The following is a 26,085-nucleotide window of genomic DNA, read 5'->3' as shown; positions in this document are numbered from 1 at the left end:
CGGTCACCGGGCGCGCGGCCCGGCCTGCCCCCGGTTCGAAGGGGGCGGCAGCAGGCCCTGCTCGACGCAGCGATCGAGGTAGCGGTGGAGCAGGGCGCGATCGATCGGCGGGCACTCGACGCCGCTGCCGGCGAGGCCGCGCGCCACGTTGTCGCAGCGCACGCGCCCGAGGCCGAAGGGCGCCTCGCCCTCGGCGCCCGGCTGCAGATCGAAGAAGGCCAGCGTGGCGCTGTCCGCGGCGTCGGCGCCGTCCTTCAGCCGCGCGCGCCACGCCGGGACAGGGCACCGCTCGACCGCGTAGCCGTAGTCGCGCGCCCAGTCGAAGAGCTCCGTCAGCCGGACCTCGGGCGCGGGCGCGACGTTGTACACGGCGAGCGGCGCCCGATCGCCGAGCGAGAGCCGCACGATCGCGCGCGCCACGTAGTCGACCGGCGTCCACACCTCCCTCACGTCGAGATCGGGCAGGAGGCCGGCCGGGATGCCGGCCCGCAGCAGCCGGAAGACGAGGTCCTGCTCGTTGACGAGGCCCGTGCCGGGCGCGCCGACGACGCGGCCGAGCCGGTACACGGCGACCGGGAGACCGCGCTCGCCCGCCTGCTGCACCAGGCGCTCGGCGGCCCACTTGCTCTGCTGGTAGCCGTCGCGCAGGCCGGGGTGCGGCGGCACGAACGCCTCGGGGACCTCCGGGCTCGCGGCGACGGGCGGGGCCACGGCCAGCGTCGAGACGTGGTGCAGCGGCTTCGGGCGCGCCGCCGCGGCCAGCCGGAGCACCTCGCGCGTCCCGAGCACGTTGGCCGCGCGCAGGCTCCGGTAGTCGCGCACCACGCTGACCACCGCGGCGTTGTGGTAGATGGCGTCGGACTCCGCGGCGAGCTGGTTGAACCGCTCGGCGCTCAGGCCGAGGCGAGGCTGCGCCAGGTCCGCGGGCACGGGGAGCACCCGCGCGTCGAACCCGGCGAGGGGCAGCCGCTGGCTCAGCAGCGCGCGCCGGAGCCGCTCGTCGGCGTGCGCCGCGCTCTCGGCGCGCACCAGGCAGACCACCTGCGCCTCCGTCCGCGTCAGGAGCTCGTGCAGCAGGTGCGCGCCGACGAACCCGCTGGCGCCGGTGAGCACGACCTGCCGCGGGCGGCGGCGCGGACCGGCCGACGCGAGCGACAGCGGCACGACGTCGTCGGGGAGCTCGGCGTCGGCCAGCATGGCGACGGGGTGCCCGCCGCTCGCCTGCGCCGGGCCCTGCGCCTGCTCCAGCGCGCGCGCGAGCGCCGAGACGGTCGGGTGGCGGAACACCATGGCGACGGGGATCTCCCGCCCGAGGTCGACGCTGAGCCGGTTGGCGACCTGGATCGTCTGCAGCGACTGGCCGCCGCGCTCGAAGAAATCGTCGTCCGCCGACAGGCCGCGCACGCCGAGCACCTGCTCCCAGACGCGCAGCACCCGCTGCTCGAGCGCCGACGTGGCGGCCGAGCGCGGCTCGACGGCCGCGTCGGTCAGCGTCTCGCGCAAGTCGCCCGCCTCGCGCAGCGCCTTGCGGTCGATCTTCCCCGAGCTCGTCCGCGGCAGCCGCTCCGTGAGCACGAAGGCCGACGGGATCGCGGCCGCGGGGAGCAGCGACTGCGCGTGCCGGCGCAGATCGGCCGCGGTCGGGGCAGGGGCGTCCGCGACGACGAACGCGGACAGGCGCTTTCCGCCGTCCGCCGGCGTGTGCCCGACGACGGCCGCCTCGCGCACGGACGGGTGGCGGAGGAGCGCGGCCTCGATCTCTAGCGGGTCGACGCGGTGGCCGCTGATCTTGAGCTCGTCGTCGACGCGGCCGACGAAGAGCATCTGCCCGTCGTCGCGCTGGCGGACGAGGTCTCCGGTGCGGTAGGCGCGCGGGCGCCCCTCGAGCTGGTCGAGGACGACGAAGCGCGCGGCGGTGAGCTCCGGGCGCCCCAGGTATCCCCGCGCGAGCCCGGGGCCGATCAGGTGCAGCTCGCCCACGTCGCCCACCGGCGAGGGCCGCCCCTGCGCGTCGAGGATGGCCGCGCGCACGCCGGGCAGCGGCGTCCCGATCGGCACCTCGTCGTCGTCGCCCGCCGCGCCGTCGCCGCTCAGCGTGGCGGCGGCCGCGACGACGGTCGCCTCGGTGGGGCCGTACGTGTTGAGCAGCCGCGCGCGCGGGCCGACCGCGCGGCGCCAGCGCGCGACGCGCTCCGGCAGGGCGGCCTCGCCGCCGATGATGACCGTGCGCACCCCGGGCGGGAGGGACACCGCGCCGGTCGAGACGCTGTAGGCGAGCTCGTGCCAGAACGCCGTCGGCAGGTCGAGGACGGTGATCCCGCGCTCGGCGCACGCGTCGAGCAGCCGCGGTACGGACTGGAGCATCTCCTCGGTGCGCAGCACCAGGGCGGCGCCCGCGCACAGGGTCACGAAGATCTCCTCGACGCTCGCGTCGAAGTGGAGCGGCGCGAACTGCATCACCCGGTCACCGCGCCGCACGCCGTACCGGTGCGTCGCGGCCGCCACGAAGTGGGCCAGCGCGCCGCGGTCGATCATGACGCCGTTCGGGCGGCCGGTGGATCCGGACGTGTAGATCACATAGGCCAGGTGCTCGTCCGCCGTCGGGACCGGCGCCGCCGCCGGGGCGTCGGAGGTCACCTCCTCGAGGAGCACGACGCGCGTCGCGTGATCGCCCGCCAGGAGCCCGGCGTGCTCGGACGTCGTGACCACGAGCGCCGGCCTGGCGTCGTCGAGGATCGCCGCGGTCCTCGAGCTCGGCCCGCCCGGATCCAGCGGGAGGTAGCCGGCGCCGGCGAAGAGCGCGCCGAGGATCGCGGTGACGGCCTGCACGCCGCGCGGCAGGAGCACCGCGACGAGCGCGTCCGGCCCCGCGCCGAGCGCCGCGAGCCGGGCCGCGAGCTGCCGGGCGGCGCCCTCGAGCGCGCCGTAGCTCACGCGCTCGGGGCCGTGCTCCAGGGCGATCGCGTCCGGCTGCTCGCGCGCGCGCTCGACGATCTGCGCGACCACGCAGCGCGCCGGCGCGGGCAGCGGCCCCCCGTCGAGCACCGCGCCCGGGCGTCGCGCCTCGGCGCGCTGGGCCTCGGCGCGCCGGGCGGTGGCTCGATGAAGCGCTCGAGGGAGATCGAGCTCGGCGCGATCGATCGCCTGCTCGGGGGCGGCGGCGAGCGCCTCCAGGAACCCGAGGAAGCGCCGCTGGTGCGCCGCGAGCTCGTCGGCGCTGTAGCAGGCCGGGTTGGCGTCGAGGTCGAGCCGCGGCCCGCGCCCGTCGGACCTGGCGTACACGCCGATCGACAGGTCCTCGACCGGGCCGGCGGAGATGTTGTGGGCGACGGCGCGCTGCCCGGCGAAGCGCAGGTCGTAGTCGAACGGCATGATGTTGACCACGGGGCCGAACAGCCGCCGATCGCCGCCGATCAGGCGGAGATCCCGGCGGAGCTGCTCGTAGCGGTAGCGCAGGTGGGGCCGGAGGGTCCGCAGCTCCTCCGCGACCTGCCGGGCGAGATCGGACAGGCTCGCGCCCGGGCGGACCGGCACGCGCAGGGGCACGATGTTCATCACCATGGCCGGGATGCGGAGCGAGACCGAGCCGAGGCGCCCCATCACCGGCAGGCCGAGGACGACCTCCGGCGCGCCCGTGAGGCGGTGCAGGTACGCCGCGGTCGCGGCCACGACGACGTCGGGCCAGGTCGCCTTCGCGCCGCGCGCCGCCGCCTGCATCCGCTCGACGCTGGACGGCGCGAGGAAGGCCGTCTGCCGCAGGGAGTCGGGCGACATGAGCGACGGCCTGTCGCTCAGGCTCACCGGCTCGGGCCGATCGGCGAAGCGCCGTGACCAGAACGCGCGATCGCGCTCGAGCTCCGGGGAGGCGCGGTAGGCGAGATCTTCCTCGATGACCTGGCGCAGCGAGCCGAAGGCGCCGGCGGCGCTCGCTCGGCCCTCGATCCGGGCGGTGTAGACCTCCGCGACCCTCCGCGCGACGAGCGAGAAGCCGAAGCCGTCCAGCGCGATGTGGTGGGCGCGCTGGTACCAGAAGGACCTGTCGGCGCCGGCCGTGAACAGCGCCTCGGTGAAGAGCGGCCCACGGGCGAGGTCGGCGGGTCTGCCGAGGTCCTCGCGCATCCAGGCGAGGGCCGCGGACCACGGGTCCGGCGCCGCGCTGACGTCGATGTGGTGGAATTGCCAGTCAGGGGAGGGGTCGAGTCGCTGTCGCGGGCCGTCCGCCTCGCTCGTGAAGCGCATGTGCAGCGCCTCGGCCTCGGAGACGGCCTGACGCACCGCGGCCTGGAAGACAGGGAGCTCGAGGCGCCCCGGGATCTCGATGCACTCGCCCGCGTTGTACACCGGGCTCGCCGGCGCGAGCTGCTGGCCCAGCCAGATACCGTGCTGCGCGGCCGACAGGGGCCAGCGATCATCCTGACGAGCAACCATTGCGACAAGCCTCCTGATGAATCCGCGCTCGGCGGGGACAGCCTCGCTGGGGCGACCGCAAGAGGCGCTCAGGGGCGCGCGAACACGGCGCGATCACCGCGCGCGAACAGGGCCGGTGACCCCGCTCGATGAGCGCGAGACGAGCGCGCCGACGACCAGCAGCAGCCCGGGCCCCGAGATCACCAGGGCAGGGGCCGCCGGAGGTCAGCCGGAAGCAGTCCCGGACACGAACCCGGCGCGAGCGCGCCGGATGACGGGCCGAACGCAGCCTTCAGTCCATGAAAATGAAAGCTACTTTCAATTTCACTATTGTGCCGTGAGCTGGCTGTCAAGGAAATTCGGTCGTGGCCATGGGGCGGAGGGTATCGCGCCCCTGCCGACGCCCGCGCGGGCGAGGCGCGATGCCAGCGCGCCGATCGAGCGCGCAATCGCGGATCTCGGCGCCGGATCGACGCTCGTCGCCCCGGACCGCAGTCGTCGGCGGGCGCTTCCGGTCGTGAGATTTTTCTTGTTGACGTAGTTCAATGAATCGTGGTAGGTGCCTGGTCTGAAATTGAAAGTAACTTTCATTAACAAGAAGGGTCAGCGATGAACGACCTGACGTCGAAGAGAACGGCTCCGTCCGGCGGTGGATGCGACCACTGCGGCGTCGCCGGGCACGCCGACCGCGACGCCATGCGCTGCGACTGCGGCAGCCTGCTCGCGCGGCACGTGGCCGGCGGCATCGAGCTGAAGTGCCGGCGCTGCAAGCGTGTCGTCGTCATCCCGATCTCCGCAGCAGCCGAGGACGCGACCGGCTGATCCCGGCCCGGTGAGACTCGATGTTTCGACTACCCCCCTCGCGCGGCGGCGCGCTCGCCGGGATCCTGGTCCTCGTCCTGTGCGGTGTCCGCGCGGCCTCCGCGCAGGACGCGCGGGCGAGCGACAAGGCCCCTGCGGGAGAGCGCGAGCAGGGCGCGGCGCCAGAGGCCGGGCCGGGGGCCCGCGCGCCGGGCGACGCCGCCGCGCTCGAGGTGCACCCACCGGAGCTCATCGACGCCGCCGAGGCGGCGTATCCGGAGGCGGCGCGCGCGGCCGGCGAGGAGGGGAGCGTCGTGCTGCGGCTGACGATCGACGCCGAGGGGCGCGTCACCAGCGCGGAGGTCGCGACGCCAGCAGGCCGCGGATTCGACGAGGCCGCGCAGGAAGCGGCGCTGCGGTTTCGCTTCACGCCCGCCCGGCGCGGCGACAGGAGCGTCGCGTCGCGCATCCTGTACCGGTACGACTTCCGGCTGCCCGCGCCGCCCGTCGCGGCGGCGGCCGAGGCGACGCCGCCGGCAGGGCAGTCGCCCGCGGCCGTCGCCGGGGCCGCGCCGGTCGCCGATGCCGGGGCCGCGCCGGTCGCGGATGCCGGGGCCGCGTCGGTCGCGGATGCCGGGGCCGCGCCGGTCGCGGGCGCCTCCGGGGCAGCTCGCCCCGCGCTCGAGGTGAGCGTGCGGGGGACCTCCGAGGCCGAGCGGCTCCGGACCTCCGCGCAGGCGGTCCAGGTGATCGAGACCGTCGAGGCCAGGCGGCAGGCGGCGGATCTCGGCGCGGTGCTGGCGCGCGCCGAGGGCGTGGGCGTGCGCCGCCTCGGCGGGCTCGGCTCGGAGGCGCGCTTCTCGCTGAACGGCCTCGGCGAAGACCGGATCCGCTTCTTCCTCGACGGCGTGCCGCTCGACCTCGCCGGCCACGGGTTCGGGGTCGCCAATGTGCCGGTCAACCTCGTCGAGCGCGTCGAGATCTACCGCGGGGTCGTGCCGCTGCGCTTCGGCTCGGACGCGCTCGGCGGCGCGGTGAACCTGGTGACCGATCAGGGCACCCGCGGCACGGCCGCATCGGCGTCCTACCAGGCCGGCTCCTTCGGCACGTACCGGCTGACGCTCGGCGCGCGCCACGCGCACGCGCCGAGCGGCCTCTTCGCCCGCGCGAGCGGCTTCCTCGATCGCGCGCGAAACGACTATCCGATCGACGTCATGGCGCTCGACCCGGAGAGCGGGCGCCTGTCGCCCTCGCGCGCCCGGAGGTTCCACGACGGCTACCTCGCGGCCGGCGGCTCGGCCGAGATGGGGGTCGTCCGGCGGCCGTGGGCCGACCGCCTGCTCCTGCGCGCCTTCTTCACCGCGCACGACAAGGAGGTGCAGCACGGCCTGCTCGTCGACATGCTCGACCGCAGGGTGAAGTCGCCGCCGTTCGGAGAGGCGGTGTTCGGCAGGCATTCTGGAGGCGCGCTCCTGCGGTATGCGCAGCCGTTCTCCGGGAAGGCGCGGCTCGACGCCCTCGCGGGGTACTCGTACGTGCGCACGAGCTTCCTCAACGTGGCCACGTGCACCTACGACTGGTCCGGCCGCTGCGTCGAGCGCCCGTACCGCGGGGAGTTCGAGGGCGGGGCGAACGATCAGCGCGTCCACCAGCACACAGCGTTCGCCCGCGTTAACGTCGCCTGGAACCCCGCGACAGAGCACCTCCTGCGCTTCGGGCTCTCGCCGAGCCGCGTGACGCGCACCGGGAGGAACCTCGTCGTCGCCGAGCCCGAGAAGGACCCGCTGACCGCGGAGCGCGACCTGTGGAGCGGCGTCGCTGGCGTCGAGTACGAGGCGAGGCCGCTCGAGGGCCGGCTCGCGAACATCGCCTTCGCCAAGCTGTACTTGCAGGGAATCCGCACCCGGGAGCACCTGCCCAGCGGCCTGCTCGGCGACGTCGACCGGTCGATGCACCGGGTCGGGGCAGGGGACAGCCTGCGATTCCGGTTCACCGACGCGCTCTACGCCAAGGCCTCGTACGAGTACGCCACCCGCCTGCCGACGCCCGAGGAGCTGTTCGGCGACGGCGGGCTCATCCTCTGGAACCTCCACCTGGAGCCGGAGGTGAGCCACAACGTCAACCTCGGCGTGACCCTCGATCGCGCGGAGACCGGCGCGGGACAGCTCCGGTTCAGCGCCAACGGCTTCGGTCGCTTCACCGACGACCTGATCACGCTGCGAAGGCACCTCGGCTACTCGGAGTACGGCAACACGCTGTCGGCGCGGTCCGTCGGCGTCGAGTCGACCGCCGGGTGGACCTCCCCGGGCGACTGGCTCTCGCTCGACGGTCACGTGACCTGGCAGGACTTCCGGGACGGCTCGACCGGCGTTCGCATCCAGAACCAGCCGTACCTGTTCGGCGGGGTCGCCGCGCGCGCGCAGTGGCCCGAGATCGCGGCGCGGCGCGATGCGCTGTCCCTGACCTGGTACAGCGATTACGTACACGCCTTCTTCGTCGGCCGGGAGGACCGCGGCGCCGGCGGCTCCAAGGCCGAGATCCCGTCGCAGCTCGTGCACACGCTCGCGCTCACCTACCTCGTCGAGCGCGGCGGATCGACGGTGAGCTCGACCGTCGAGGTGCAGAACGTCACCGACGAGAAGGCCTTCAGCTTCTTCGGCATCCAGCGCCCGGGGCGAGCGGCCTACGCCAAGCTCGCCTTGAGCCTGTGAGCCGGAGCTCGTGCGAACTCAGTACAACCCGACACAAGGAGATCCCTCGATGTTACTTCGTGCGCGCTACGCGAATGCGCTCCTCTTGACGCTGCTCCTCCCTTGCATCGCCGCCTGCGGGGACGACACGAGCGACGCCACAGGAAGCGGCGCCACGAGCGGCGGCGGCGCGGGGGGCGCCGGCGGTGAAGGCACCGGAGGAGCCACCAGCGGCACCGGCGGAGCGCCCATCGCGGGACCGATGTACGCCCTCACGGTCCAGGTGTTCGGGCCGGACGGCGGCGACACCCAGAGCTACATCCTCGTGACGGACACCCTCGACAGCGATCAGCCGCTGTCGCTGGACGACGGCGTCGAGGTGCTGGGGCGCGCCCTCGGGGTCGGGCCGGACGGCGGCGGCGCGGTGTTCGTGGCGAGCGACGCCGCAGCGACCGTGACCCGCTACGACCTCCAGCAGGACGGCAGCCTCGAAGAAGGGGATACCGTCAGCTTCCAGGGCAAGGGCCTCGCGAAGATCGGCGAGTATGGCAGCCAGTTCCACTTCGTCTCGGAGACGAAGGCGTACTTCTTCGACGGTCCCACCGCGCAGGTGGTGGTCTGGAATCCCGAGGAGATGGCGGTGACGGGCGACATCCCGCTCGAGTCGCTCGTGATCCCGGACGCCACCCTTACGTACTCCTCCGCGCCGCCGCTGCGCCTCGGCGGCGACGTGATCACCTTCGGCGGCTGGCGGGTAGGCCCGGAGGTCCCGAGCCTGGCCGCGGTCGTCGTCGTGGACAGCGCGACCGACGAGGCGACCGTCGTCACCGACGAGCGCTGCGGTTACGTGCGCGACGGCGTCGAGGGCCCTGACGGCATGATCTACGTGGCCACCGAGGCGTACGGCGCGGCCGTGCACCGGCTCAACCCCGACAACGCTGCCGCCCCGTGCATGCTGCGCTTCGACCCCGAGACGCGGCAGTTCGACCCCGATTTCCACGTCGAGCTCGGCGCGCTGTTCGACGGCGACACCGCCGGCTCGCTCTTCGGCGGCCCCGACGGGAAGGCGTTCCTGCGCGTGCTCGACGAGAGCGCCTTCGAGATCGCGGCGGACACCCACCCGCGGGTGCTGGCGAGCGCGGCGGCGTGGAGGTGGGCCAGCGTGACGCTCGGAGATACCCTGGAGGCGACGGTGCTCGACGCCGAGCCGAGCGGCGGCAGCATCCTGAGCGTCGCGCTCGGCGACCGCGCCTTCCTGCTCGCGTTCGACGGCCAGGAGTCCACGACGCTCCATGAGCTCGGGGAGGACGGTCCTCGGGCCGCGGCCCTGACCGCCCCTGGGCTGGCGTTCTCCGCCGTGAAGCTGCGATGACGCGCGCGCCCGAACGTGAAGACGCGATGAGGGACGACGCCGCGCCCGGGCCCCGCGCGCCGCGGGGACCCCGGCCGCGGCCGCGGTACGGCGCCCTCATGAAGATCGTGCGGCGCGTGCACATGTACCTCGGCCTGCTGCTGTTCCCCTGGATACTGATGTTCGGGATCAGCGGCATGCTGTTCAACCACCCGGAGATCGGGCGCGACATCGACCGTCGATACCTCTCCGGGGAGCAGGTGTCGGCGCTCACCGGGTTCCAGCCGTGGGACCCGGACGCGCTGGCGCGCCGGGTCGTCGCGCAGCTCAACGCGGGGTCGCCCGCGCCCTACACGCTCGACGAGGACACCTCGGGATCGTTCTCCGGCTGGCCGCTGCTCGCGGCGCCGCGCGGCGACGGGGGGCGTCAGGTGGTGATCCTGCGCCTCGACGACGGCAGCGCGACGGTCTCCAGCCACGCTCCTGAGCCGGAGGCCCCGGCGCCCCCGTTCGCCGGCGCCGCGATCGACCTGCCCGATCACCGGATGGCGGCGGTGCAGGAGCAGATGAAAGAGCTCCTGCCCAGGATGGGCGTCGAGGCCCAGGGGCCCTTGCGCGCCCACCCGAAGGTCGCCCCCGAGCTGCGCTTCCGCATGCGCGACGCCGAGGACCGCGCCTGGAACGTCACGTACAACCTCGGCACGGGGCGGCTCGACGGGCGGCTCGACGGCGGTCCGGGGCGCCCCCGTCTCGTGGAAGTGCTCGAAACGCTTCACAAAACGCACCACTTCCCCGTGCACGGCGGAATGACCTGGGTCTGGGCGCTGTTCGCGGACATCACCGGCCTCACCCTGGCGGTGTGGGCGCTCAGCGGCCTCGTGATGTGGTGGCAGATGAAGCCGACGCGCGTCATCGGCGCGGCCGCTGTCGCGGCGGCGCTCGCGCTCTCCGCCGTGGTGATGAGCGGCACGGCGTCGGATGTCCTGTTCGGGAATGTCGACAAGGACGGGCCCTGAGCGCGGCGCGAGGCTGGGGACCTGAGCGCGGCGCGCCCGCGCCCGCGGGAGGCGATCGCGGGCGCGGGCGGCCGGATCAGGCCCCCAGCGTCGCGCCGCCGTCGACGCAGAGATCGTGCATCGTGATGTGCCGCGCCAGATCCGAGAGCAGGAACAGCACCGCCGCGGCGACGTCGTCCGTCGAGGCGATCCGGTTCAGCGGGATCCCCAGCTTGAACGCCGCGGGGGAGCCGGCGATGACCGCCTGCGCGCCGCGGTCTTCCGACCAGAGCGCGCGCTGCATCGGCGTGTCCGTCGAGCCCGGGGACACCACGTTGCACCGGATGTCGTGCTGCGCGAGCTCCAGACCGAGGCACTTCGTCCACTGGGCCGCGGCCGCCTTCGAGGCCGCGTACGCCGACATGTGCATTCGCGGCGTCCGCGCCGCGTTGGACCCGACCGTCACGATCGACCCGGATCGGCGCGGCACCATGCGGCGCGCCACCGCACGCCCCACGTTGAACACCCCCCGCGTGTTGACCGCGAAGGTGCGCTCCCACGCCTCGTCGGTCAGCGAGAGGGCGGGGCTCACGTGCAGGACGCCGGCCACGTTGACCAGCAGCTCGATCGGGCCGAGCTCTCGCTCGACCCTGTCGACGACGCGCTCCACGGCCTCGGCGTCGGCGACGTCCACCGCGTAGGCCGCGGCGCGGCGGTCGCTCGCCTTCAGATCGGCGACCACGGCGCCGAGGCGCTCCTCGTTCGCGTCCAGCGCCGCCACGGCCGCGCCGCGCGCCGCGAGCGCGCGCGCGACGGCCTCTCCGATCCCCTGGGCGGCGCCCGTCACGAGCGCGGTCCTGTGCTTGAACTCCATCGGTTCGCTCCTCGTCATGCCCTGTCGAGCCCGTCCATGACCCGGTGCCGCTCTGCGTGGTACGCCTCCTCGGACAGGCTCGCCTTCCAGTAGGGAATCGCGTACATCGCCTCGCGCGCGAGGCCGCGCTCGTCGAGCAGGTGATCGCGGATCGCGAGGACGGACGACGACTCGCCAGCGACCCAGGCGAAGACGCGCCCTTCAGGCCATGTCAGGGAGCGGACGGCCTGCTCCAGCCGGGGGCTCGGGGCGTGCGATCCATCCAGGATGACCCATGTCAGCGCGACGTGCGGCGGGCGCGCGAGGTGCTGTATCTCCGCCGCGTCGGGGACGGCCACGAGGGCGTGACCGCGCGCCGTCGCCGGCAGGGTCTCGAGCAGCGCGGCGATGGCCGGCAGCGCGGAGAGATCGCCCGCGAGGAGGTGCCAGTCGGCGGGGCCGAGCATCGGATCGGGGCCGCCAGGCCCGGCGATGCCGAGCCGGTCGCCGGGCCTGGCGTGGCGGGCCCACCGCGACGCGGGGCCGTCGTCTCCGTGCAGCACGAAGTCCACGTCCAGCTCTCCGGCCTGCGCGTCGTACCTGCGCACCGAGTAGGTCCGCGTGATCGGCCGGCGGGGCATCGGCGGCCACACGGGCCCCTCGGGGCCCAGCGTGGGCAGCTCCGGCGCTGCCTGGTCGCCGCGCGGGAAGAACACCTTGATGTGCGCGCCGTCGCTCCGCGCGGGGAACCCCGCGATCGCCTCGCCGCCCAGCGTGATCCGCCGCATGCGCGGGGAGATCGCGGCCGCGCGCAGCACCTCGAGGAGGCGCGGCGGCGTGCGCGCCACCGTCTTCGCAGGGGATGTTTCGGTTCGACTCATGGTGACCTGAGATGTGCCTCGTTGATGACGTGGGCTGTCAGCCCGCGGCCTCCTGGCTGGCCGCCTCCGCGCGCGGCCGCTGCGCGCGGCCGGCGTCGCGCGAGAGCCGGGTCGACAGGAGCTCCCACCACTCGGCCAGCGTCGGGCGCTCGGCGAGCTCGACGAAGGCGACCTCGATCCCTGCCTCGCGCCACCGCTCGACGAGGGTCATGATGCGGATCGAGTCGAGCCCGAGATCGAGGAAGCTCTCGTGTTCGGAGACCATGGAGACGGGCTGCTCCAGGATCTCGGCGACGTCGGCGCGCAGGCGATCGAGGCCAGGCGCCCTGTCGAGCGCCCACCCGGGCGGCGCCGCCACGTCGCGGGCCGGGACACCCGCTCTGTCGCGGGGCGCGAGCGCGGCCACCACCTCGCTGGTCGGGAGCGCGACGCCGCACCGCTGGGCCACGTAGGCGATGGCCATCTCGTGCTGCTCCCGGGAGAAATCCGCGGTCGCGTCGGTGACGAAGAACGGCTGGATGTCGTTCATGAACGCCTCGCACGCGGTCAAGAGGCACCCGATGTGCGCGTAGACCCCGCACACGATGAGCTGATCGCGGCCCCACCGGCGCATGAGCTCCAGCAGCTCGGTGCGCTGGAAGGCGCTGTAACGCCACTTGGTGAGGACTGTATCGCCGCCTCGCGGCGAGAGCTCGCTCACGATTCCTTGCTTGTCCGGCTGCCGCGTGAGCCCGGGCCCCCAGAGGTCCAGCAGCAGGCCGCGCTGCGCGTCCGTCTGCTCGCCGGGCTGCTGCGTGTACACGACCGGGATCCCGCTCGCCGCGCAGCGCTCCCGGACGAGGCGCGTGTTGGAGAGCAGCTCGACGACCGGCGACGCCCTGGTGTCGTAATAGCCGAGGAAATACTGCTGCATGTCGTGGATCAGGAGGACTGCGCGCCTCGGATCCGGGCGCCACGACACCCGGCTCTGCGGGATCTCGTCGGCGCGTGGCATGGGATAGGTCTGGATTCTGGGGATGCCCATGGTGGTTCCTCTCTCACGTTGTCACAACATCTCGTGTCGGCTGGCCGGCCGGCAGCGCGCCGCCGCCTCCGCCCGCGCCGCGGTTCAGGTGCGCGCGCCCTGATCGAGCCGCGCGGCGATCCACCGCCGGAGCGCCTTCTTGTCGACCTTGCCGACGCTCGTCGTGGGCAGGGCGTCGAGCCACTCGATGCGATCGGGCACCTTGTACTGCGCGACGCCGCGCTCGCGCAGGAAGGCGCTGATCTCCCGCGCGGCCGGCGGCTGCCCGCGGGGCACGAGGAACGCGCACGATCGCTCGCCGAGCAGCGCGTCCGGCATGGAGACGAGCGCCGCGTCGCGCACCGCCGGGTGGGCGAGGACGTGGTTCTCCACCTCCTCGGCCGCGATCTTCTCGCCCCCGCGGTTGATCTGGTCCTTGGCGCGGCCCTCCACGATCAGGTAGCCGGCTGGCGTCCGGCGCACGACATCGCCGGTGCGGTAGAAGCCGTCGCGCGTGAACGCCCTCGCGTTGTGCGCGTCGGCCCGGTAATACCCGCGGATCGTGTACGGGCCTCGCGTGAGCAGGTGGCCGACCTGCCCGAGCTCGACGTCGCGATCCTCGTCGTCCACGACCCGGATCTCGTCGTGGGGTGAGATGGGCCGGCCCTGCGTCTCGAGGGTGATGTCGTCCGGATCGTCGAGGCGGGTGTAGTTGACCAGCCCCTCGGCCATCCCGAACACCTGCTGAAGGGCGCAGCCCAGCGCGGGCCGCACGCGACGCGCGACCTCGGCGGAGAGCCTGGCGCCGCCCACCTGGAGCACCTTCAGGCTCGACATGTCGTGTCGCGCCGTCCGGGCCGACTCCAGCCACAGCGACGCGAGGGGCGGCACGAGGGCGGTGATCGTGACCTTCTCCCGCTCGATCCAGGCGAACGCCTCGTCCGGGCTGGGGCGGCGGCTGAGCACCACGCGGCCGCCGGCGTACAGGGCGCCGAGGCTCCCGGGCGAGCTGAGGGTGAAGTTGTGCGCGACCGGGAGGACGGCCAGGTACACGCTCCCGGCGTCGAGCGCGCAGATCTCCGCGCTGGCCCGCACGCTGTAGAGGTAGTCGTCGTGCGTCCGCGGGATCAGCTTGGGCACGCCGGTGCTCCCGCCGGAGAGCTGAAAGAAGGCGACGTCGCCCGCGGCGGGGCGCGGGAGCTCGACCGGGTCGATATACAGGCTGGAGAGCGCCGTGAACTCGCCCGGATCGCCGGCGACGATCACGTGCTTCAGGGTCGTGGCCTCGCGCTGGACCTGCCTGGCGAGCTCGCGGTGGTCGAACCCGCCGTCCCGGTCCGCGATGATGTAGGCGACAGCCCCGGTGTGCTCGCAGAAATAGCCGATCTCGGAGCGCCGGTGGGCGGGCAGCGCCAGCACGGGGAGCGCGCCGAGCCGGAACAGCGCGAAGCACACCTCGAAGAACTCCGCGATGTTCGGGAGCTGGACGACGACGCGGTCCCCGGGCTGGATCCCCAGGCGGAAGAGGCCCGCGGCGAGGCGATCGGCGCGCCGGTCGAGCTCACCGTAGCTCAGCCGGCGACCGTCGCCGACGAGCGCGATCCGGTCGGGGTGCCGCGCGGCGCGGTCGCGGAGCAGCTCCCCGAACGTCTCCCCGCGCCAGTAGCCGGCGCGACGGTAGAGAGCGGCCATCTCGGGCGGCCATGGAGTGAAGCCGTCCAGCGCCCGCCGGCGCTCCTGCGCGCGCTCCACGTCCAGCGCATCCTCGACGGGCCTCATGCGATCTCCGGCGCCCGATCGAGGCCGAGCGCGGTCAGCATGGTGCCGAGCTTGGCGGAGGTCTCGGCGAGCTCGCGATCGCCGTCGGAGCCGATGACGATCCCGGCGCCGGCGTACAGGCGGAGCGAGCGACCGGTGATATCGGCGCAGCGGATGGCGACCGCCCACTCGCCGTCGCCGGTGGCGTCGCACCAGCCCACGAGCCCGGTGAAGAAGCCCCGATCGAAAGGCTCGATCGCCTCGATCGCCGCGCGGGCGCGCTCGGTGGGGTATCCGCACACAGCGGGCGTCGGGTGGAGCGCGGTGGCCAGCTTCATCGAGGAGATCGAGAGATCGCGGAGCTCCCCGGTGATCCGGCTCGACAGGTGCCACAGGTTCGCTGTCTGCGTGAGCGACGGCTCCTCGGGGACGCTCAGGCGCCGGCAGAACGGCCGGAGCGCGGCGGCTACCGCGTCGACGACGATCGCGTGCTCGTGCCGGTCCTTCTCGGACGCGAGCAGGGCGATCGCCCGCCGGCGGTCCTCGTCCGGGTCCGGGCTGCGGATCGCGGAGCCGGCCAGCGGATTGGCGATGACCCTGAATCCGGAGCGCGACAGGAGCAGCTCCGGACTGGCGCCGATCAGCGTCCGCTGCCGCGCGCCGGCGGCGCCGCGATCGAGGCCGGACGCCCCGGCGGCAGGATCGGAGAGGCTCGCGGCGAAGGTGTAGCCGCTCCGGTTCTGCTGCGAGAGGCGCTGGAGGACGTGGCGGAGATCGACCGGCTCTCGCAGCATCATCTCCAGCATCCTGGAGAGCACCACCTTGCTCAGCGCCTCGGACCGCATCAGGCCCACCGCCGTCTCGACGGCGCGCACGTACTCGCGCGGCTCCGGGATCCTGCGCAGCTCGTGGATCGCGGCGGGCGGCTCTCGCCGGAGGGCGTCCATGGCGGGGTTCAGCGGGCCGGCGACCTGCACCGACCTCGGCACGATCAGGTGCGCTGGCGACGTGCTGTTGAACGGCACCGCGCCGACCACCACGGGGAGCCCCTGGCCCGCTCTCCCGTGCGTCGAGAGCATCCGCGCGACGCGGTCGGGCAGGCGGTCGCCGTCGTTGGGCTCGAGGATCATGTCGTGCGCGCCCTGCGCGAGGAGGGTGCGTGTCGGCGACGAGAAGAAGAACGCCGATTCAGCGGTGTATTGCTTCAAGAGCTGCCCGGCGCTCTGCGCGGGCAGGGCGGCGGTGTCCTGCATCGAAATCGAAATGGAAGAAGTCATCGAAACACTCCTTGCGAGGTGTGGAATCGGTGGTGGCGGCGCGGCGCTCGGGCCAGCGCCCCGGGCCGTCGCCGCGCGGCAGCGGCGGTGTCTCCGGAGCTAGCGCGGGGGCGCGCCAGGCCGCCCGCGGCCCGCGCGCTCGGCGCGTCGGCCGCCGCGCGCTCGACGTGACGGTCTGCCGTCGCGCCTTCCGATCGCGGCGGGCGCGACAAGGGCGCGTCTCCAGCGCATGAATCGACGCTCGGCCGCGCTCCCGGCGCCGTCGCGCCGCAGCGCCCGCGGCGGGAACGGCCGCGTGGGCGCCGCCGCGGCGTCGAGACGACGCGCGGCCGCCGGCGCCCGCGCGCGCCCTGCCGAGGGCGCCGAGGCGCTGTGTCGACTCGACCGTCGAAATGGGCTCGTCGTCACATCCAGCTCCGATGGGCTTCGAGAGCCACGTGGGCTCGGGTCATCGGGCGCTGGACGTCGAGTCGCGGGCCGCTGCTAACTGATAAAGAAAATCAGTTTCAAGTAACCTATGGCACGTTCAGAGAGGTCCGTCAAGGGTTTCAAGGCGCAGGTCTGTCGGGGGCATCTCGCCTGGCTGGCGACGGCGTGCGGGGCGCGCCACAACGGGGCGTATGCCGCTCAGCGAAGCGCTCGCCGCCGCCGGACCGCTCGACGACCTCATCGCGCTCCTGCGCGGCAAGCGGCTGGTGGCGCTGACGGGCGCCGGGTGCAGCACCGAGTCGGGCATCCCGGATTACCGCGGGCCCGAGACGCGGCGCCGCGCGCGCAACCCGATCCAGGGGCGGGAGTTCTCGCGCTCGGCCGAGATCCGGCAGCGCTACTGGGCGCGCGCGGTGCTCGGCTGGGAGCGGTTCTCCCGGGCCGAGCCCAACCCGGCGCACCGCGCCCTGGCGCGGCTCGAGCACGACGGGCTGCTCCACGGCCTGATCACGCAGAACGTCGACGGCCTGCACCAGGCCGCGGGGAGCCGGCGCGTGATCGAGCTGCACGGGACGCTCTCCGAGGTCGCCTGCCTCGCGTGCGGCGCCCTGGAGGCGCGCGCCGCGCTGCAGGAGCGGCTCCTCGCGCGGAACCCCGGCTGGCTGCGCCTCGCGGCCGACCTCGCGCCCGACGGCGACGCCGATCTGCCGGCCGAGCGCGTCGCCGGCTTCCAGGCGCCGCCGTGCCTCCGCTGCGACGGGCCGCTCAAGCCGCGCGTCGTCTTCTTCGGCGAGAACGTGGCGCGGCCGATCGTGGACGAGGCGTTCGCGCTCGTCGACGCGGCGGACGCGCTCCTCGTCGTGGGCTCCTCGCTGGCGGTCTTCTCGGGCTACCGCTTCGTGCTGCGCGCCGCGCAGCGGGGGATCCCGATCGCCATGGTCAACCTCGGGTCGGCGCGCGGCGAGGAGCTCGGCGCGCTGAAGATCGAGGCGCGCGCCGGCGACGTGCTGCCGCGCCTCGCCGAGGCGCTGGCGGGCGCGCCCTGGCCGCGGTGAGGGATCAGCCGCGCCGGTACATGACGTCGGTGCGGAGCACGTACTTGCGCCCGCGCGTCACGGCGGCGCCCCGGTGGAGCCGCCGGTGCTCGAACACGAGGGCCATCCCGCGCTGCGGGGTGATGCCGCGGGCGCCCCAGAAGTCGGTGGTGCCGCCCTCGAAGTCGTCGTTCAGGTAGATCATCGCGGTGAACAGGCTCCGCTCGATCTCCGATCGCACGAACGACCCGTCGCCGTGCCAGTTGAAGTACTCGCCCTCCGTGTACCGGTAGTAGCGGAAGCGCTCGTTCAGCCCGACGGCGTGGTGGACGCCCCAGAGGGGCGGCGTCCACGGCGCGAGCCGCTCCCAGAGGCCGACGGCGAGCGCCGGGTCGTCGAGGAGGACGCGGCCGTTGTTGCGCACCTCGAGGTTGACGACGTTCGTGCCGCCGATCGGCGCCTGCTCGAAGCCGCGCGACTCGGCGAGGCGGATGAAGCCGGCGCATTCCTCGGGCGACAGGAGGTCCGTCACCGTGAAGACGCGGAGGTCATCGGCGTGAGCGGTTCGCTGGGCGGCGGGTCGTGCGGCGTGCATCGTGCTCATGCGTGGACCATGCGTCCGCGCGGGCCGGATCCGGAAGGGCGGGACCGGGCACGACCGGGCAGCGCGCAGGATCCGGGTGAGGCGCGGGAGCCGGGCAGGGGGCAGGGCAGCGCGGTGGACAGGAGGGCGCGGCGTCGCCGATCATCGATCGGTCGCAGCGATGGCACAGGTCCCCAGGGCGGGGCGCGGCGCGGAGCCCGCGGTCCGTTTCAACCACACGCTCCTCCAGAGGGCGCGGCTCGAGCTCGACCTCACGCAGGAGCAGGTCGCCGCGTCGATCGGCGTCGATGTGCGGACCTACCGCCGCTACGAGTCGGGCGCGGTCAACGATCCGCGGCTCGGCTTCTCGGTCCGGAGCCCGTCGCGGCGGCGCATCCTCGAGCGGCTCAGCGCCGAGCTGGGCATCGCCGAGGCGGAGCTGCTCGTCGGCGACGCCGGAGGCGCGCCGGCGGAGGCGCCTGCGGCCGCGGCGGAGGCGCCTGCGGCCGCGGCGGAGGAGAGGCCGCCGGCCGCCGCCCCAGCGGGTCCGCAGGGAGGCGTCCCGGCGTGGCGCCCGCTGCACGCGCACACGCTCCAGCGCGCGCGGCACTTCGTCGGGCGCGCGGAGATCCTCGATCGGCTCGCCGCGTGGGCCGACGCCTCGCCGCCCGAGCCGCGGGTCGTCGCGCTCCTCGGCGTCGGCGGGGCGGGCAAGACCGCGATCGCCGAGCGCTTCCTCCAGGGCCTCGGCGACGCCCCGCGGCCTGGCGGGGTGCTCGTCTGGAGCTTCTACGACGATCCCAGGACCGAGGCGTTCCTGGACCAGGCGGCGGCCTACTTCGCGCCGGGCGCGGGCGGCTCCGGCACTTCCGCGCCGCCGGCGCCGGCGTCGCCCGGCGAGCAGCTCGCGCGGCTCAGGGCGGCGCTGGGGCAGGGGCCGCCCCACCTGCTCGTGCTCGACGGGCTCGAGACCGTGCAGGCCGACGGGAGCGCCGGGCGCGCGCACGGCGAGCTCCGCGACGCGCTCCTCCGGCGGCTGCTCTGCGCGATCGCGGCCGGGCTCGGCGGCGCGCGCGCGCTCGTCACGTCGCGGTTCGAGCTCGCGGATCTCGCCGCGTGGGCCGACGGCGGGCTCGCCGCGATCCGGCCGGCGTCGCTGTCCCCGGACGACGCCGCGTCGCTGCTGCGGCGCTGGGGGATCCGCGGCGACGACGGCGCGCTGCGCGCGCTGCTCGACCGGACGGGTGGCCACGCCCTCTCGGTCGCGGTGGTCGGCTCGTACGTGGGCGCGTTCCTCGGCGGCGACGCGGGGCGGCTCGCCGCGGCGCAGCTCGACGAGGCCGAGCGCGACGACGCGCTCGCCCGCCGCCTGAGCTCGGTGCTGTCGGCCTACGCGCGCGCGCTCCCGCCGGGCGAGCGGGACCTGCTCGCGCGCCTGTCGGTGTTCCCGGGCGGCGCGGGCGAGGCGGCGCTGCTCCAGCTCGCCCGGGCCGGCGGCGAGATCGCGGGCGCCATGGCCGGGTGGGGCGCCGCGGAGCTCGCGCGCGGGCTCGCCCGGCTCGAGCGGCTGGGGCTCGTGTTCGCGGCGCGGCAGGGCGAGGTCTGCTACTCGACGCACCCGTTCGTGCGGCAGCACTTCAAGGCGCTGCTCGGCGTGACGCCGGAGCGCGTCCACGCCGCGGGGGGCGCCGCGCCGGCGCCGCGCCTCGACGAGGCGCCGCGCCGGCCGCCGCGGGAGCGCCCCGCGCTCGACGCGCACGAGGCGGTGATCGTGGAGCTGCTCGGGGCCGGGCGCGCGGGCGAGGCGTACGACATCTACTCCATCGGCCTCGGGGGCTTCGCGTACCTCGGGCTCAAGCTCGGCGACATGGCGCGCGGCGCCCGCATCCTGCGCGCGTTCGCCGGCGGCGACGATCCCGGGGGCATGCCGGCGTCGCTGCCCGCGCGCGTGCGGGCGGCGCTCGCGTACGACGCGGGGCTCTACGCGGGCGCGCTCGGCGATCTCGCGTTCGCCTGCGCCTGCTACGAGGCGCACAACGAGGCCGCCGAGGCGCTCGCCGACCCGGCGCCGCTCGCGACCGGCCTGCGCACGCTGGCGTACACGCGGCGGCTGCGCGGCGATCTCGCCGGGGCGCGCCGGCTTGTCGAGCGCTCGGCGGAGGTCGCGGATCGCGGCGCGGATCGCGCCCACGCCGTGCGCGCGCTGGCGCTGCTCGGCGCGGTGCTGCACGACCTCGGCGAGGTCGACGCGGCGGCCGAGCGCTTCGCGCGGCTCCGGTCGATGGGCGACGCGCCGTTCGCGCGCCGCGGGCTCTGGGAGTCGGAGCACGACCTCGCGCTCGGGCGCCGGGAGAAGGCGCGCGAGGCCACGGCGCAGAACATCGCCGCGTGCCGGCGGCGCGGCTGGGAAGGGCACGTGGCGCACGGCCATACGCTGCTCGGGCTGGCGCTGCTCGACGGCGAAGGCGGCGAAGGCGGCGAAAGCGGCGACGGTGGTGGCAGCGTCGCGGCCGCCGAGTCGCACCTCGGCGAGGCGCGGCGCTGGGCCTCGGCGACGGGCGAGGTGGAGGTCGCGCTGCGATGCCACGAGCTCGCGGCCCGGATCGCGCTCGCGCGCGGGCGGCACGACGAGGGCGCGCGGCAGGCGCTGGAGGGGCTGCACGTCGCGGAGACGTGCGGGTTCGGGCCGTTCCGCGCGCGGCTCGCGACGCTCGCCGCGCGGTGCGCGCTCGGGCGCGGCGCGGACGGCGGGCGGGGTGGGGACGGGCAGCGTCGCGGCGACGCGCGGGATGCGGGCGGCGGGCGGGATGGGGCGGCCGCGGCGGTGCTCGCCGGGGCGGCCGTCGCCTGGGCCGGCGAGGACGCGTGGGCGCGGGCGGACGCGCTGCACTGGGCGGGCGTCGCCGCGGCGAGGTGCGGCGACGCGCCGCGCGGGCGCGAGCTGCTCGCCGAGGCGGCGGCGCTGAGGGAGCGCCTGCGGCATCCGCGGGCGGACGCGTCCCGCGAGGCGCTGGCCCGGCTCGGGTGAGGGGAGCGAGCGCGTTGCGTGCCGTGCGCGAGCGCGGCGGCCGGAGCGCGCGGCGCTGCCTCCTCCCACTTTCGTGCTCTCGTCGTCGGAGGTGAGGGCGCCTGTGTACCCTCTCGCTGTCGCCGTCAGGTGACGTCGATCAGCGCCCGCGCAGCTTCCGCGAACGGCTGCCTCGGTCGCACTCCCTTACTTCGAACGGAGCCTCCATGTTCTGCCGATCTTCCTCCCGCACCACCTCGTCCGCCATCGCCCTCTCGCTCGCGCTGGGCGCATCAGGCTCAGCGCTGGCCGCGCCTGTCGCCATCACCGGGGATCCGGTGGCGCCCCTGCCCGCGACCGAGGGCAACGGCTTGTGCGGCGCGTACCGCCTCTCGTCCGACCCATTGGAGGACTTTGGCCTCCTGGACAGCGAGGACTTCATCGACGGGGTCAACGCCTTCATCGACGATGGGCAGCCCGACCTCGCGAGCTTCGTGGTGCGGACGCCGCTCGATCTCTCGAACAACAACGAGACCGGGCTCCAGATGAGCTTCGGCGACTTTCGCGACGCTGTCGCCGGCTGCCCGGCAGGGGGGTGCGACTTCGTCGAGAACGACCCCAGCACCGCGTTCGGCATGCGCCTGCGCGGCTATCTGGCCGTGCCGCCCGAGCACGTCGATCAGCCGCTCCACTTCGGCTTTTACGCCGACGACGCCGTGGCCGTCGTGATCCACGACGCCGAGCAGGCCGCGTATCCGGTGGTGGTGCGGCCGACGGAGCTCGGCTTGCCGAGCTGGCGCCTGACGAACTCCGTCACGTTCGCCCGAGAGGGCCTGTACCCGATCGAGATCGTTTATGTCGCGATCGTCGAGCACTCCGCTCTCGAGATGTCTGTCCTGGTCGGCGAGTTCGAGGATTTCGAGCTAGGCGCCAACGCACCCGGCAGCGTGAGCCTCGCGGAGTCCGGCTTCACGCTCGTCGGGCCGGCGTCGTTCCATCAGGCCTTGTCGGGCGGCGACTCGCTGCCGGACGAGGACTCCTGTGCGCAGTGCGGTCGTGAGTTCGTCGGCCTGGCAGGAAACAACGGCTGCGGTCCGGGCGCCTACTGCAACAGCGCCGCGCTGTGCGAGCCGTGCGTGACCGCCGCCTTCTGCGGGCCTTCCTGCCAGCCTTGCTCCGCCCAGGCGCCGCGCTGTGCCCTGGTGGACGGCACGCCGGCGTGCGTTGCGTGCGCGAGCGACGCGGACTGCAAGGCCGGAAAGGTCTGCGACCTCGACGCGCACGCGTGTGTCGCGCCGCCGTCCGAGCCCGGCGAGGGCGGGGCAGGCGGCGGGGGCGGGGCAGGCGGCGCCGGCGGCGCAGGCGGGGACGCGACGCCCGGGCCGGGCCCGGCGTACCCCGAGGGGGGAGGCTGCACGTGCCGGGCCGGCATCCCGGACCAGAGCGACGGCGGGATCGCCCTCGCGCTCGCGGGTCTCGGGATCGCGTTCGCGCGCTGGCGGCAGCGAGCATCCGCGCGATCGGGCGTGTCCGGGGAGCGAGCATCGCGCTGAGCTGCGGCGGAGCTGAGCGAGGGGGCGCCCGCCGATCACCGATCACCGATCAGGCGGTGACCGGAGGGCGCCGCGGGAGGCGCTGCAGGATGTCCGTCGTCTCGGCGCTCTGCTTGAGCCCGGCGAGGCGCTTCTCGATATCGCGCTTCAGCACGGCTGCCATCACCGGCTCCAGCACCGGGGCGAGGACCCGCGGTCGCGCCGTGAAGTTGTAGCGGAAGGTGACGCGCGTCCGCCGCGTCGACAGCGCCTTGAAGAGCCACGCGCCCGAGAACTGGCGGAAGATCGGCGGCCCCTCGGTCATGGTGATGGCCACCTGCTCCGGCGGGTTCATCGTGATGTACCGGGCCTCCATCGACAGCCCGTTCTTCGCCCGCACCCACACCCGCACGCCGACCGCGGGCTCGGTCGCGCCGTCGCGATAGCGCATCTCGCGGAGGAACGGGTCCCACTCGAGCCGGAGATCGTAATCCTGGCCCAGCGCGAAGAGCTCGTCGGAGGCGGCGTCGATCTCGGCGGTGCTCTGGATGGTGGGCATGGCGGCCAGGATAGGACGGCGAGGAGCGCGGTGGCGAGCGCCCTCCGCGCAGCGGGCTCGCTTCAGGCCGGCGAGGCCGCGCGTCCAGCGTGGCTCGGGCTGCTCCGGAGACGGGCGGGGGCGCTCACGCGCTGCACGCGCTGAGCGCTCGCGCGCCTCCCGCCGGCGCGGTGCATGTCGGTTCGTTGACGTCTATCGAGGACCCATGTAGCTCGCCGGTCATGGATCGATCGGCTCTGGGTTTCGCTTTCATGGCCGTGAGCGCCCTCGCGCTGGGCGGCTGCAACCGGGGATATCAGACGGCAGCGGAGCTCGAGCACGCCGAGCGCGGGCCGACCCACTGTGCCAGCTCCTGTTATGAGCTCGGGATGCGGATGTCCGCGTTCGTGCTCGTCGACCGCGGCGTGGCGGGTTGCGTGTGCGAGCCTGTCCAGGCGCCGGCCGCCGCTTATCCCGTGCCGCCGCCGGCCGCGGCGCCCCCGCCCGCAGCGGCGCCGGCCGCGCAGCCCCAGAGCCGCGCGTCGGCCGGGGCCGCGGCGGGCTATGCCGTGCTCGAGGCGCAGCGGCGGCAGGAGGAGGCGGCGCAGCGCGCCTCGATGGAGGCCACGCGGCCGAAGTGAGCTGAGGCGGGCCGTACCGGGCGTCCCGAAGGATGGCCACCGTTGGCTCTGCGAGGAGCGGGCGTGGCATGCTCCGCCGGACCGATGAAGGAGCCGGCGCGCAAGATCCTCACTACCCATGCCGAGTACCTCGAGCAGGAGCGGGCGAGCCCGACGAAGCACGAGTTCCTGAACGGCGAGACCATCGCGATCGCCGGGGGAACGCCCGAGCACGCGCGTCTGTCCGCGAGCGTCGGCGCCGAGCTCCGGGCGCAACTCCGCGGGCGTCCCTGCGCGGTCTACTCCTCCGATCTACGCGTCCGGGTGAACGCGACTGGGCTGTCCACGTATCCCGACGTCAGCGTTGTGTGCGGGAGGCTGGAGCGCGATCTCGAGGACAAGGACGCAGCGCTCAACCCGGTCGTCCTGGTCGAGATCCTCTCCGACAGCACAGAGGCCTACGATCGCGGGCAGAAGTTCGCGCACTACCGGCTCATCCCCTCGCTCTGCGAGTACGTGCTCGTCTGGCAGCACGAGCCGCGCATCGAGGTCTTCCATCGCAACGAGGATGGCTCGTGGACGCTCCGGGAGGCCCGTGCCGGAGAGGGGGCGCTCCTGGAGGCGATCGGGTGCACCCTGCTCGTGGACGAGGTTTACCGAGACCCGCTCGCGCAAGCGCCGCCTGGAGCGCAGGCGTAACCGAACGGAGCGTCACGGGCTCCTCAACGTCGGCCGGGCCTCGAGTGCGCTGAAGCTTGTCCGGCGGTGGTATCGGGGCCGTGGCGGCAAGGATGGGAGGTGCGGCAGCGGGCCGGGAGCCCTCTCGAAGCTAGATTCGCGTCCGGTGAGGGAAGCGGTTGTGCTCGATCCGGAAAGTGCGCGTGGTTGTAACGCCCGGGCCTCCTCGCGGGATGAGCGGGTGGACCCGACGAAAGGACCTCATGACCGCGCCCTCCACCCTGCATCGCTCGTCACGTACGATGCCTCACATGCCCATGTCGCTGGCGCATCTCAGACGCCGGACGGCGCGCCAGCGGAGGATACGCGGACGATTTCACCGCGTCAGTTTCGTGCCAGGCGGCGCTGCGCGTGTCCGATCGTCTGCCGCAGGGCCTGCCGCGTGACGCTACGTGTGTCCCGCCGTTTACAGATAGGGCTGCGAAATGACACTACGTGTGTCCCGCCGTTTACAGATCGGCCTGCAAAATGACACTACGTGACCCCATCCATATCCGCCCCGGGCTCCCCCGCCAGCGGGCGCGCGTCCCAGCGCAGCCCCACCGCCCTCTCGTCGAGATCCTGCGCTTCTCCGAGCACACATCCGGCGCTGGTGTAGCCCACCGTCGCGTTCGCCTGGATCTACGTTCCCGGAATGGCCAAAGCCAGAACCAAACAACAACACACCGGGAAGTCACCCACGGCGGCTCCCACGGCAACAACCACCTACCACGCCTGCTACAAGCGCTTTGCCCCGCTGGCCGCGGAGCTCCCGGAGCGCGAGGTCGAGGTCTGTCGCGCGGACGTGCGGATCGCCTTCGCCAACGTGAAGCGCGGCGTCCAGGCCGCCTGCGCCGATCCGGCGCGCATCCGGCGAGCGCTGCCCGAACTGCCGCTCGACGATGTCCTCGCGCTGCCGGACCTCGGCCGCGCCCTGGTCTTCGCCGCCACGCGCGTCACGGCGAAGCCCGCGAGCTCCGGTGAGATCGAGGCGAAGCTGAAGGTCGTGACCGAGCTGCGCGAGCCGATGCTCACGCTCGCCGAGACCCTGGCGAAGCGCGGGCTCCTGCCGAAGGACGTCGTGGCCGAGATCCGGGCCGGCAGCGGCAAGTACGACCTGGCCAGCGACGGGATGGCGCTGGCCCACCTGTACGAGGAGCACGCGGACGCGCTCCGCGGAAAGCACCCCTTCACCCGGGAGGAGTTCGATCAGCTCCGGGAAGCCAGCGAATGGCTGCTCGACACCCTCACCCCCGAGGGCGCCCGCCGCCCTGCGACAAGACAGCGTGGCGAGGCCGAGAAGATGCGCGACCGGCTCTGGACCCTCCTGGTCCGGCGTTACGCGGATCTCCGGAAGATCGCCTATTACTTCCACGGCGACGCGTTCGAGGACGTGACCCCGAAGCTCATGTCGCGCCTGTCGAGCGCCGCCGCCAAGGACGCGGGCGAGGAGGGGGAGGCAGAGGAGGCCGTCGACGAAGACGCGGACGAGGACACCAGCGGCGGCGCGGGCGAGCAAGCCCCCATCCCGCTCTCTCCGTAGGCGGTCCGTCGCCGACCGCGCCGACCGCGCCGTGCGCGTCCGCCGACGCACGCGCGGCGCGGAACA

General features: G+C 74.0%; 18 protein-coding genes. 10 read left to right on the top strand and 8 right to left on the bottom strand.

The features are described from left to right. Nucleotides 1-3 precede the first annotated feature (3 nt). Nucleotides 4-4,428, bottom strand: coding sequence for a myxochelin non-ribosomal peptide synthetase MxcG (mxcG, locus tag WME96_RS20010; protein ID WP_437291691.1), 4,425 nt, complete (start codon nt 4,426-4,428; stop codon nt 4-6). 588 nt (nt 4,429-5,016) lie between these two features. Between mxcG and WME96_RS20005 the strand changes: the two genes are divergently transcribed. From WME96_RS20005 to WME96_RS19990, 4 genes are all read left to right on the top strand, one after another. Further along, nucleotides 5,017-5,229: a hypothetical protein gene (locus WME96_RS20005; protein WP_437291690.1), complete on the top strand. Its 213-nt coding sequence runs from the start codon at nt 5,017-5,019 to the stop codon at nt 5,227-5,229. Nucleotides 5,230-5,249: 20 nt separating this feature from the next. Continuing rightward, a complete protein-coding gene (gene mxcH / locus WME96_RS20000) occupies nt 5,250-7,919 on the top strand; it encodes a TonB-dependent siderophore myxochelin receptor MxcH (protein ID WP_437291689.1) in 2,670 nt (889 codons plus the stop codon). Nucleotides 7,920-7,968: 49 nt separating this feature from the next. Further along, nucleotides 7,969-9,270, top strand: coding sequence for a hypothetical protein (locus WME96_RS19995; RefSeq protein WP_437291688.1), 1,302 nt, complete (start codon nt 7,969-7,971; stop codon nt 9,268-9,270). 98 nt (nt 9,271-9,368) lie between these two features. Beyond that, nucleotides 9,369-10,265, top strand: coding sequence for a PepSY domain-containing protein (locus tag WME96_RS19990; protein WP_437291687.1), 897 nt, complete (start codon nt 9,369-9,371; stop codon nt 10,263-10,265). A 76-nt stretch (nt 10,266-10,341) separates the two neighbouring features. Here the strand turns inward: WME96_RS19990 and WME96_RS19985 are convergent, their stop codons facing one another. The 5 genes from WME96_RS19985 to dhbC all read right to left on the bottom strand — a co-directional run bounded on the left by WME96_RS19985 (nt 10,342) and on the right by dhbC (nt 16,016). After that, nucleotides 10,342-11,118 (bottom strand): 2,3-dihydro-2,3-dihydroxybenzoate dehydrogenase, encoded by a 777-nt coding sequence (locus WME96_RS19985; protein ID WP_437291686.1) that lies wholly within the window; start codon nt 11,116-11,118, stop codon nt 10,342-10,344. Between the two features lie 14 nt (nt 11,119-11,132). Next, the gene (locus tag WME96_RS19980) at nt 11,133-11,978 is read right to left on the bottom strand and encodes a siderophore-interacting protein (RefSeq protein WP_437291685.1); all 846 of its coding nucleotides are present in this window, start codon (nt 11,976-11,978) and stop codon (nt 11,133-11,135) included. 37 nt (nt 11,979-12,015) lie between these two features. Next, a complete protein-coding gene (locus WME96_RS19975) occupies nt 12,016-13,002 on the bottom strand; it encodes an isochorismatase family protein (RefSeq protein ID WP_437291684.1) in 987 nt (328 codons plus the stop codon). A gap of 84 nt (nt 13,003-13,086) precedes the next feature. After that, nucleotides 13,087-14,760: a (2,3-dihydroxybenzoyl)adenylate synthase gene (locus WME96_RS19970; protein WP_437291683.1), complete on the bottom strand. Its 1,674-nt coding sequence runs from the start codon at nt 14,758-14,760 to the stop codon at nt 13,087-13,089. Beyond that, a complete protein-coding gene (gene dhbC / locus WME96_RS19965; RefSeq protein WP_437291682.1) occupies nt 14,757-16,016 on the bottom strand; it encodes an isochorismate synthase DhbC in 1,260 nt (419 codons plus the stop codon). The genes WME96_RS19970 and dhbC overlap by 4 nt, the downstream gene beginning before the upstream one ends. A gap of 620 nt (nt 16,017-16,636) precedes the next feature. Here dhbC and WME96_RS19960 point away from each other — a divergent pair. Further along, nucleotides 16,637-17,500: an NAD-dependent protein deacetylase gene (locus WME96_RS19960; protein ID WP_437291681.1), complete on the top strand. Its 864-nt coding sequence runs from the start codon at nt 16,637-16,639 to the stop codon at nt 17,498-17,500. Between the two features lie 4 nt (nt 17,501-17,504). Here the strand turns inward: WME96_RS19960 and WME96_RS19955 are convergent, their stop codons facing one another. Beyond that, complete coding sequence (locus tag WME96_RS19955) at nt 17,505-18,083, bottom strand: prolyl hydroxylase family protein (RefSeq protein ID WP_437291680.1); 579 nt, start codon at nt 18,081-18,083, stop codon at nt 17,505-17,507. A 160-nt stretch (nt 18,084-18,243) separates the two neighbouring features. On the opposite strand from WME96_RS19955, the gene WME96_RS19950 reads away from it, so the two are divergent. Next, entirely contained in the window at nt 18,244-21,090 is a 2,847-nt protein-coding gene (locus WME96_RS19950) for a helix-turn-helix domain-containing protein (RefSeq protein WP_437291679.1), read from the top strand. A gap of 206 nt (nt 21,091-21,296) precedes the next feature. Beyond that, the gene (traA, locus tag WME96_RS19945) at nt 21,297-22,622 is read left to right on the top strand and encodes an outer membrane exchange protein TraA family protein (protein ID WP_437291678.1); all 1,326 of its coding nucleotides are present in this window, start codon (nt 21,297-21,299) and stop codon (nt 22,620-22,622) included. A 49-nt stretch (nt 22,623-22,671) separates the two neighbouring features. Here the strand turns inward: traA and WME96_RS19940 are convergent, their stop codons facing one another. Then, a complete protein-coding gene (locus tag WME96_RS19940) occupies nt 22,672-23,160 on the bottom strand; it encodes a type II toxin-antitoxin system RatA family toxin (RefSeq protein WP_437291677.1) in 489 nt (162 codons plus the stop codon). A gap of 221 nt (nt 23,161-23,381) precedes the next feature. On the opposite strand from WME96_RS19940, the gene WME96_RS19935 reads away from it, so the two are divergent. From WME96_RS19935 to WME96_RS19925, 3 genes are all read left to right on the top strand, one after another. Further along, nucleotides 23,382-23,780: a hypothetical protein gene (locus WME96_RS19935; RefSeq protein WP_437291676.1), complete on the top strand. Its 399-nt coding sequence runs from the start codon at nt 23,382-23,384 to the stop codon at nt 23,778-23,780. Between the two features lie 84 nt (nt 23,781-23,864). Further along, a complete protein-coding gene (locus WME96_RS19930; RefSeq protein WP_437292333.1) occupies nt 23,865-24,458 on the top strand; it encodes a Uma2 family endonuclease in 594 nt (197 codons plus the stop codon). 673 nt (nt 24,459-25,131) lie between these two features. After that, on the top strand, nt 25,132-26,019 hold the full coding sequence (locus WME96_RS19925; protein WP_437291675.1) for a hypothetical protein: 888 nt from the start codon (nt 25,132-25,134) through the stop codon (nt 26,017-26,019). Nucleotides 26,020-26,085: the final 66 nt, after the last annotated feature.

Origin of the sequence: Sorangium sp. So ce406, from assembly GCF_051474675.1 — a bacterium.
Classification (GTDB): Bacteria; Myxococcota_A; Polyangia; order Polyangiales; family Polyangiaceae; genus Sorangium; species Sorangium cellulosum_G.
Note: the sequence above shows the minus strand (reverse complement) of the source record. Positions and strands in the feature narration are given on the sequence as shown.

What these genes read in the sequence shown, in the direction of transcription:
- mxcG (WP_437291691.1), bottom strand. Translation starts at nt 4,428, where the DNA reads ATGGTTGCTCGTCAGGATGATCGCTGGCCCCTGTCGGCCGCGCAGCAC.
- WME96_RS20005 (WP_437291690.1), top strand. Translation starts at nt 5,017, where the DNA reads ATGAACGACCTGACGTCGAAGAGAACGGCTCCGTCCGGCGGTGGATGC.
- mxcH (WP_437291689.1), top strand. Translation starts at nt 5,250, where the DNA reads ATGTTTCGACTACCCCCCTCGCGCGGCGGCGCGCTCGCCGGGATCCTG.
- WME96_RS19995 (WP_437291688.1), top strand. Translation starts at nt 7,969, where the DNA reads ATGTTACTTCGTGCGCGCTACGCGAATGCGCTCCTCTTGACGCTGCTC.
- WME96_RS19990 (WP_437291687.1), top strand. Translation starts at nt 9,369, where the DNA reads ATGAAGATCGTGCGGCGCGTGCACATGTACCTCGGCCTGCTGCTGTTC.
- WME96_RS19985 (WP_437291686.1), bottom strand. Translation starts at nt 11,118, where the DNA reads ATGGAGTTCAAGCACAGGACCGCGCTCGTGACGGGCGCCGCCCAGGGG.
- WME96_RS19980 (WP_437291685.1), bottom strand. Translation starts at nt 11,978, where the DNA reads ATGAGTCGAACCGAAACATCCCCTGCGAAGACGGTGGCGCGCACGCCG.
- WME96_RS19975 (WP_437291684.1), bottom strand. Translation starts at nt 13,002, where the DNA reads ATGGGCATCCCCAGAATCCAGACCTATCCCATGCCACGCGCCGACGAG.
- WME96_RS19970 (WP_437291683.1), bottom strand. Translation starts at nt 14,760, where the DNA reads ATGAGGCCCGTCGAGGATGCGCTGGACGTGGAGCGCGCGCAGGAGCGC.
- dhbC (WP_437291682.1), bottom strand. Translation starts at nt 16,016, where the DNA reads ATGACTTCTTCCATTTCGATTTCGATGCAGGACACCGCCGCCCTGCCC.
- WME96_RS19960 (WP_437291681.1), top strand. Translation starts at nt 16,637, where the DNA reads ATGCCGCTCAGCGAAGCGCTCGCCGCCGCCGGACCGCTCGACGACCTC.
- WME96_RS19955 (WP_437291680.1), bottom strand. Translation starts at nt 18,083, where the DNA reads ATGAGCACGATGCACGCCGCACGACCCGCCGCCCAGCGAACCGCTCAC.
- WME96_RS19950 (WP_437291679.1), top strand. Translation starts at nt 18,244, where the DNA reads ATGGCACAGGTCCCCAGGGCGGGGCGCGGCGCGGAGCCCGCGGTCCGT.
- traA (WP_437291678.1), top strand. Translation starts at nt 21,297, where the DNA reads ATGTTCTGCCGATCTTCCTCCCGCACCACCTCGTCCGCCATCGCCCTC.
- WME96_RS19940 (WP_437291677.1), bottom strand. Translation starts at nt 23,160, where the DNA reads ATGCCCACCATCCAGAGCACCGCCGAGATCGACGCCGCCTCCGACGAG.
- WME96_RS19935 (WP_437291676.1), top strand. Translation starts at nt 23,382, where the DNA reads ATGGATCGATCGGCTCTGGGTTTCGCTTTCATGGCCGTGAGCGCCCTC.
- WME96_RS19930 (WP_437292333.1), top strand. Translation starts at nt 23,865, where the DNA reads ATGAAGGAGCCGGCGCGCAAGATCCTCACTACCCATGCCGAGTACCTC.
- WME96_RS19925 (WP_437291675.1), top strand. Translation starts at nt 25,132, where the DNA reads ATGGCCAAAGCCAGAACCAAACAACAACACACCGGGAAGTCACCCACG.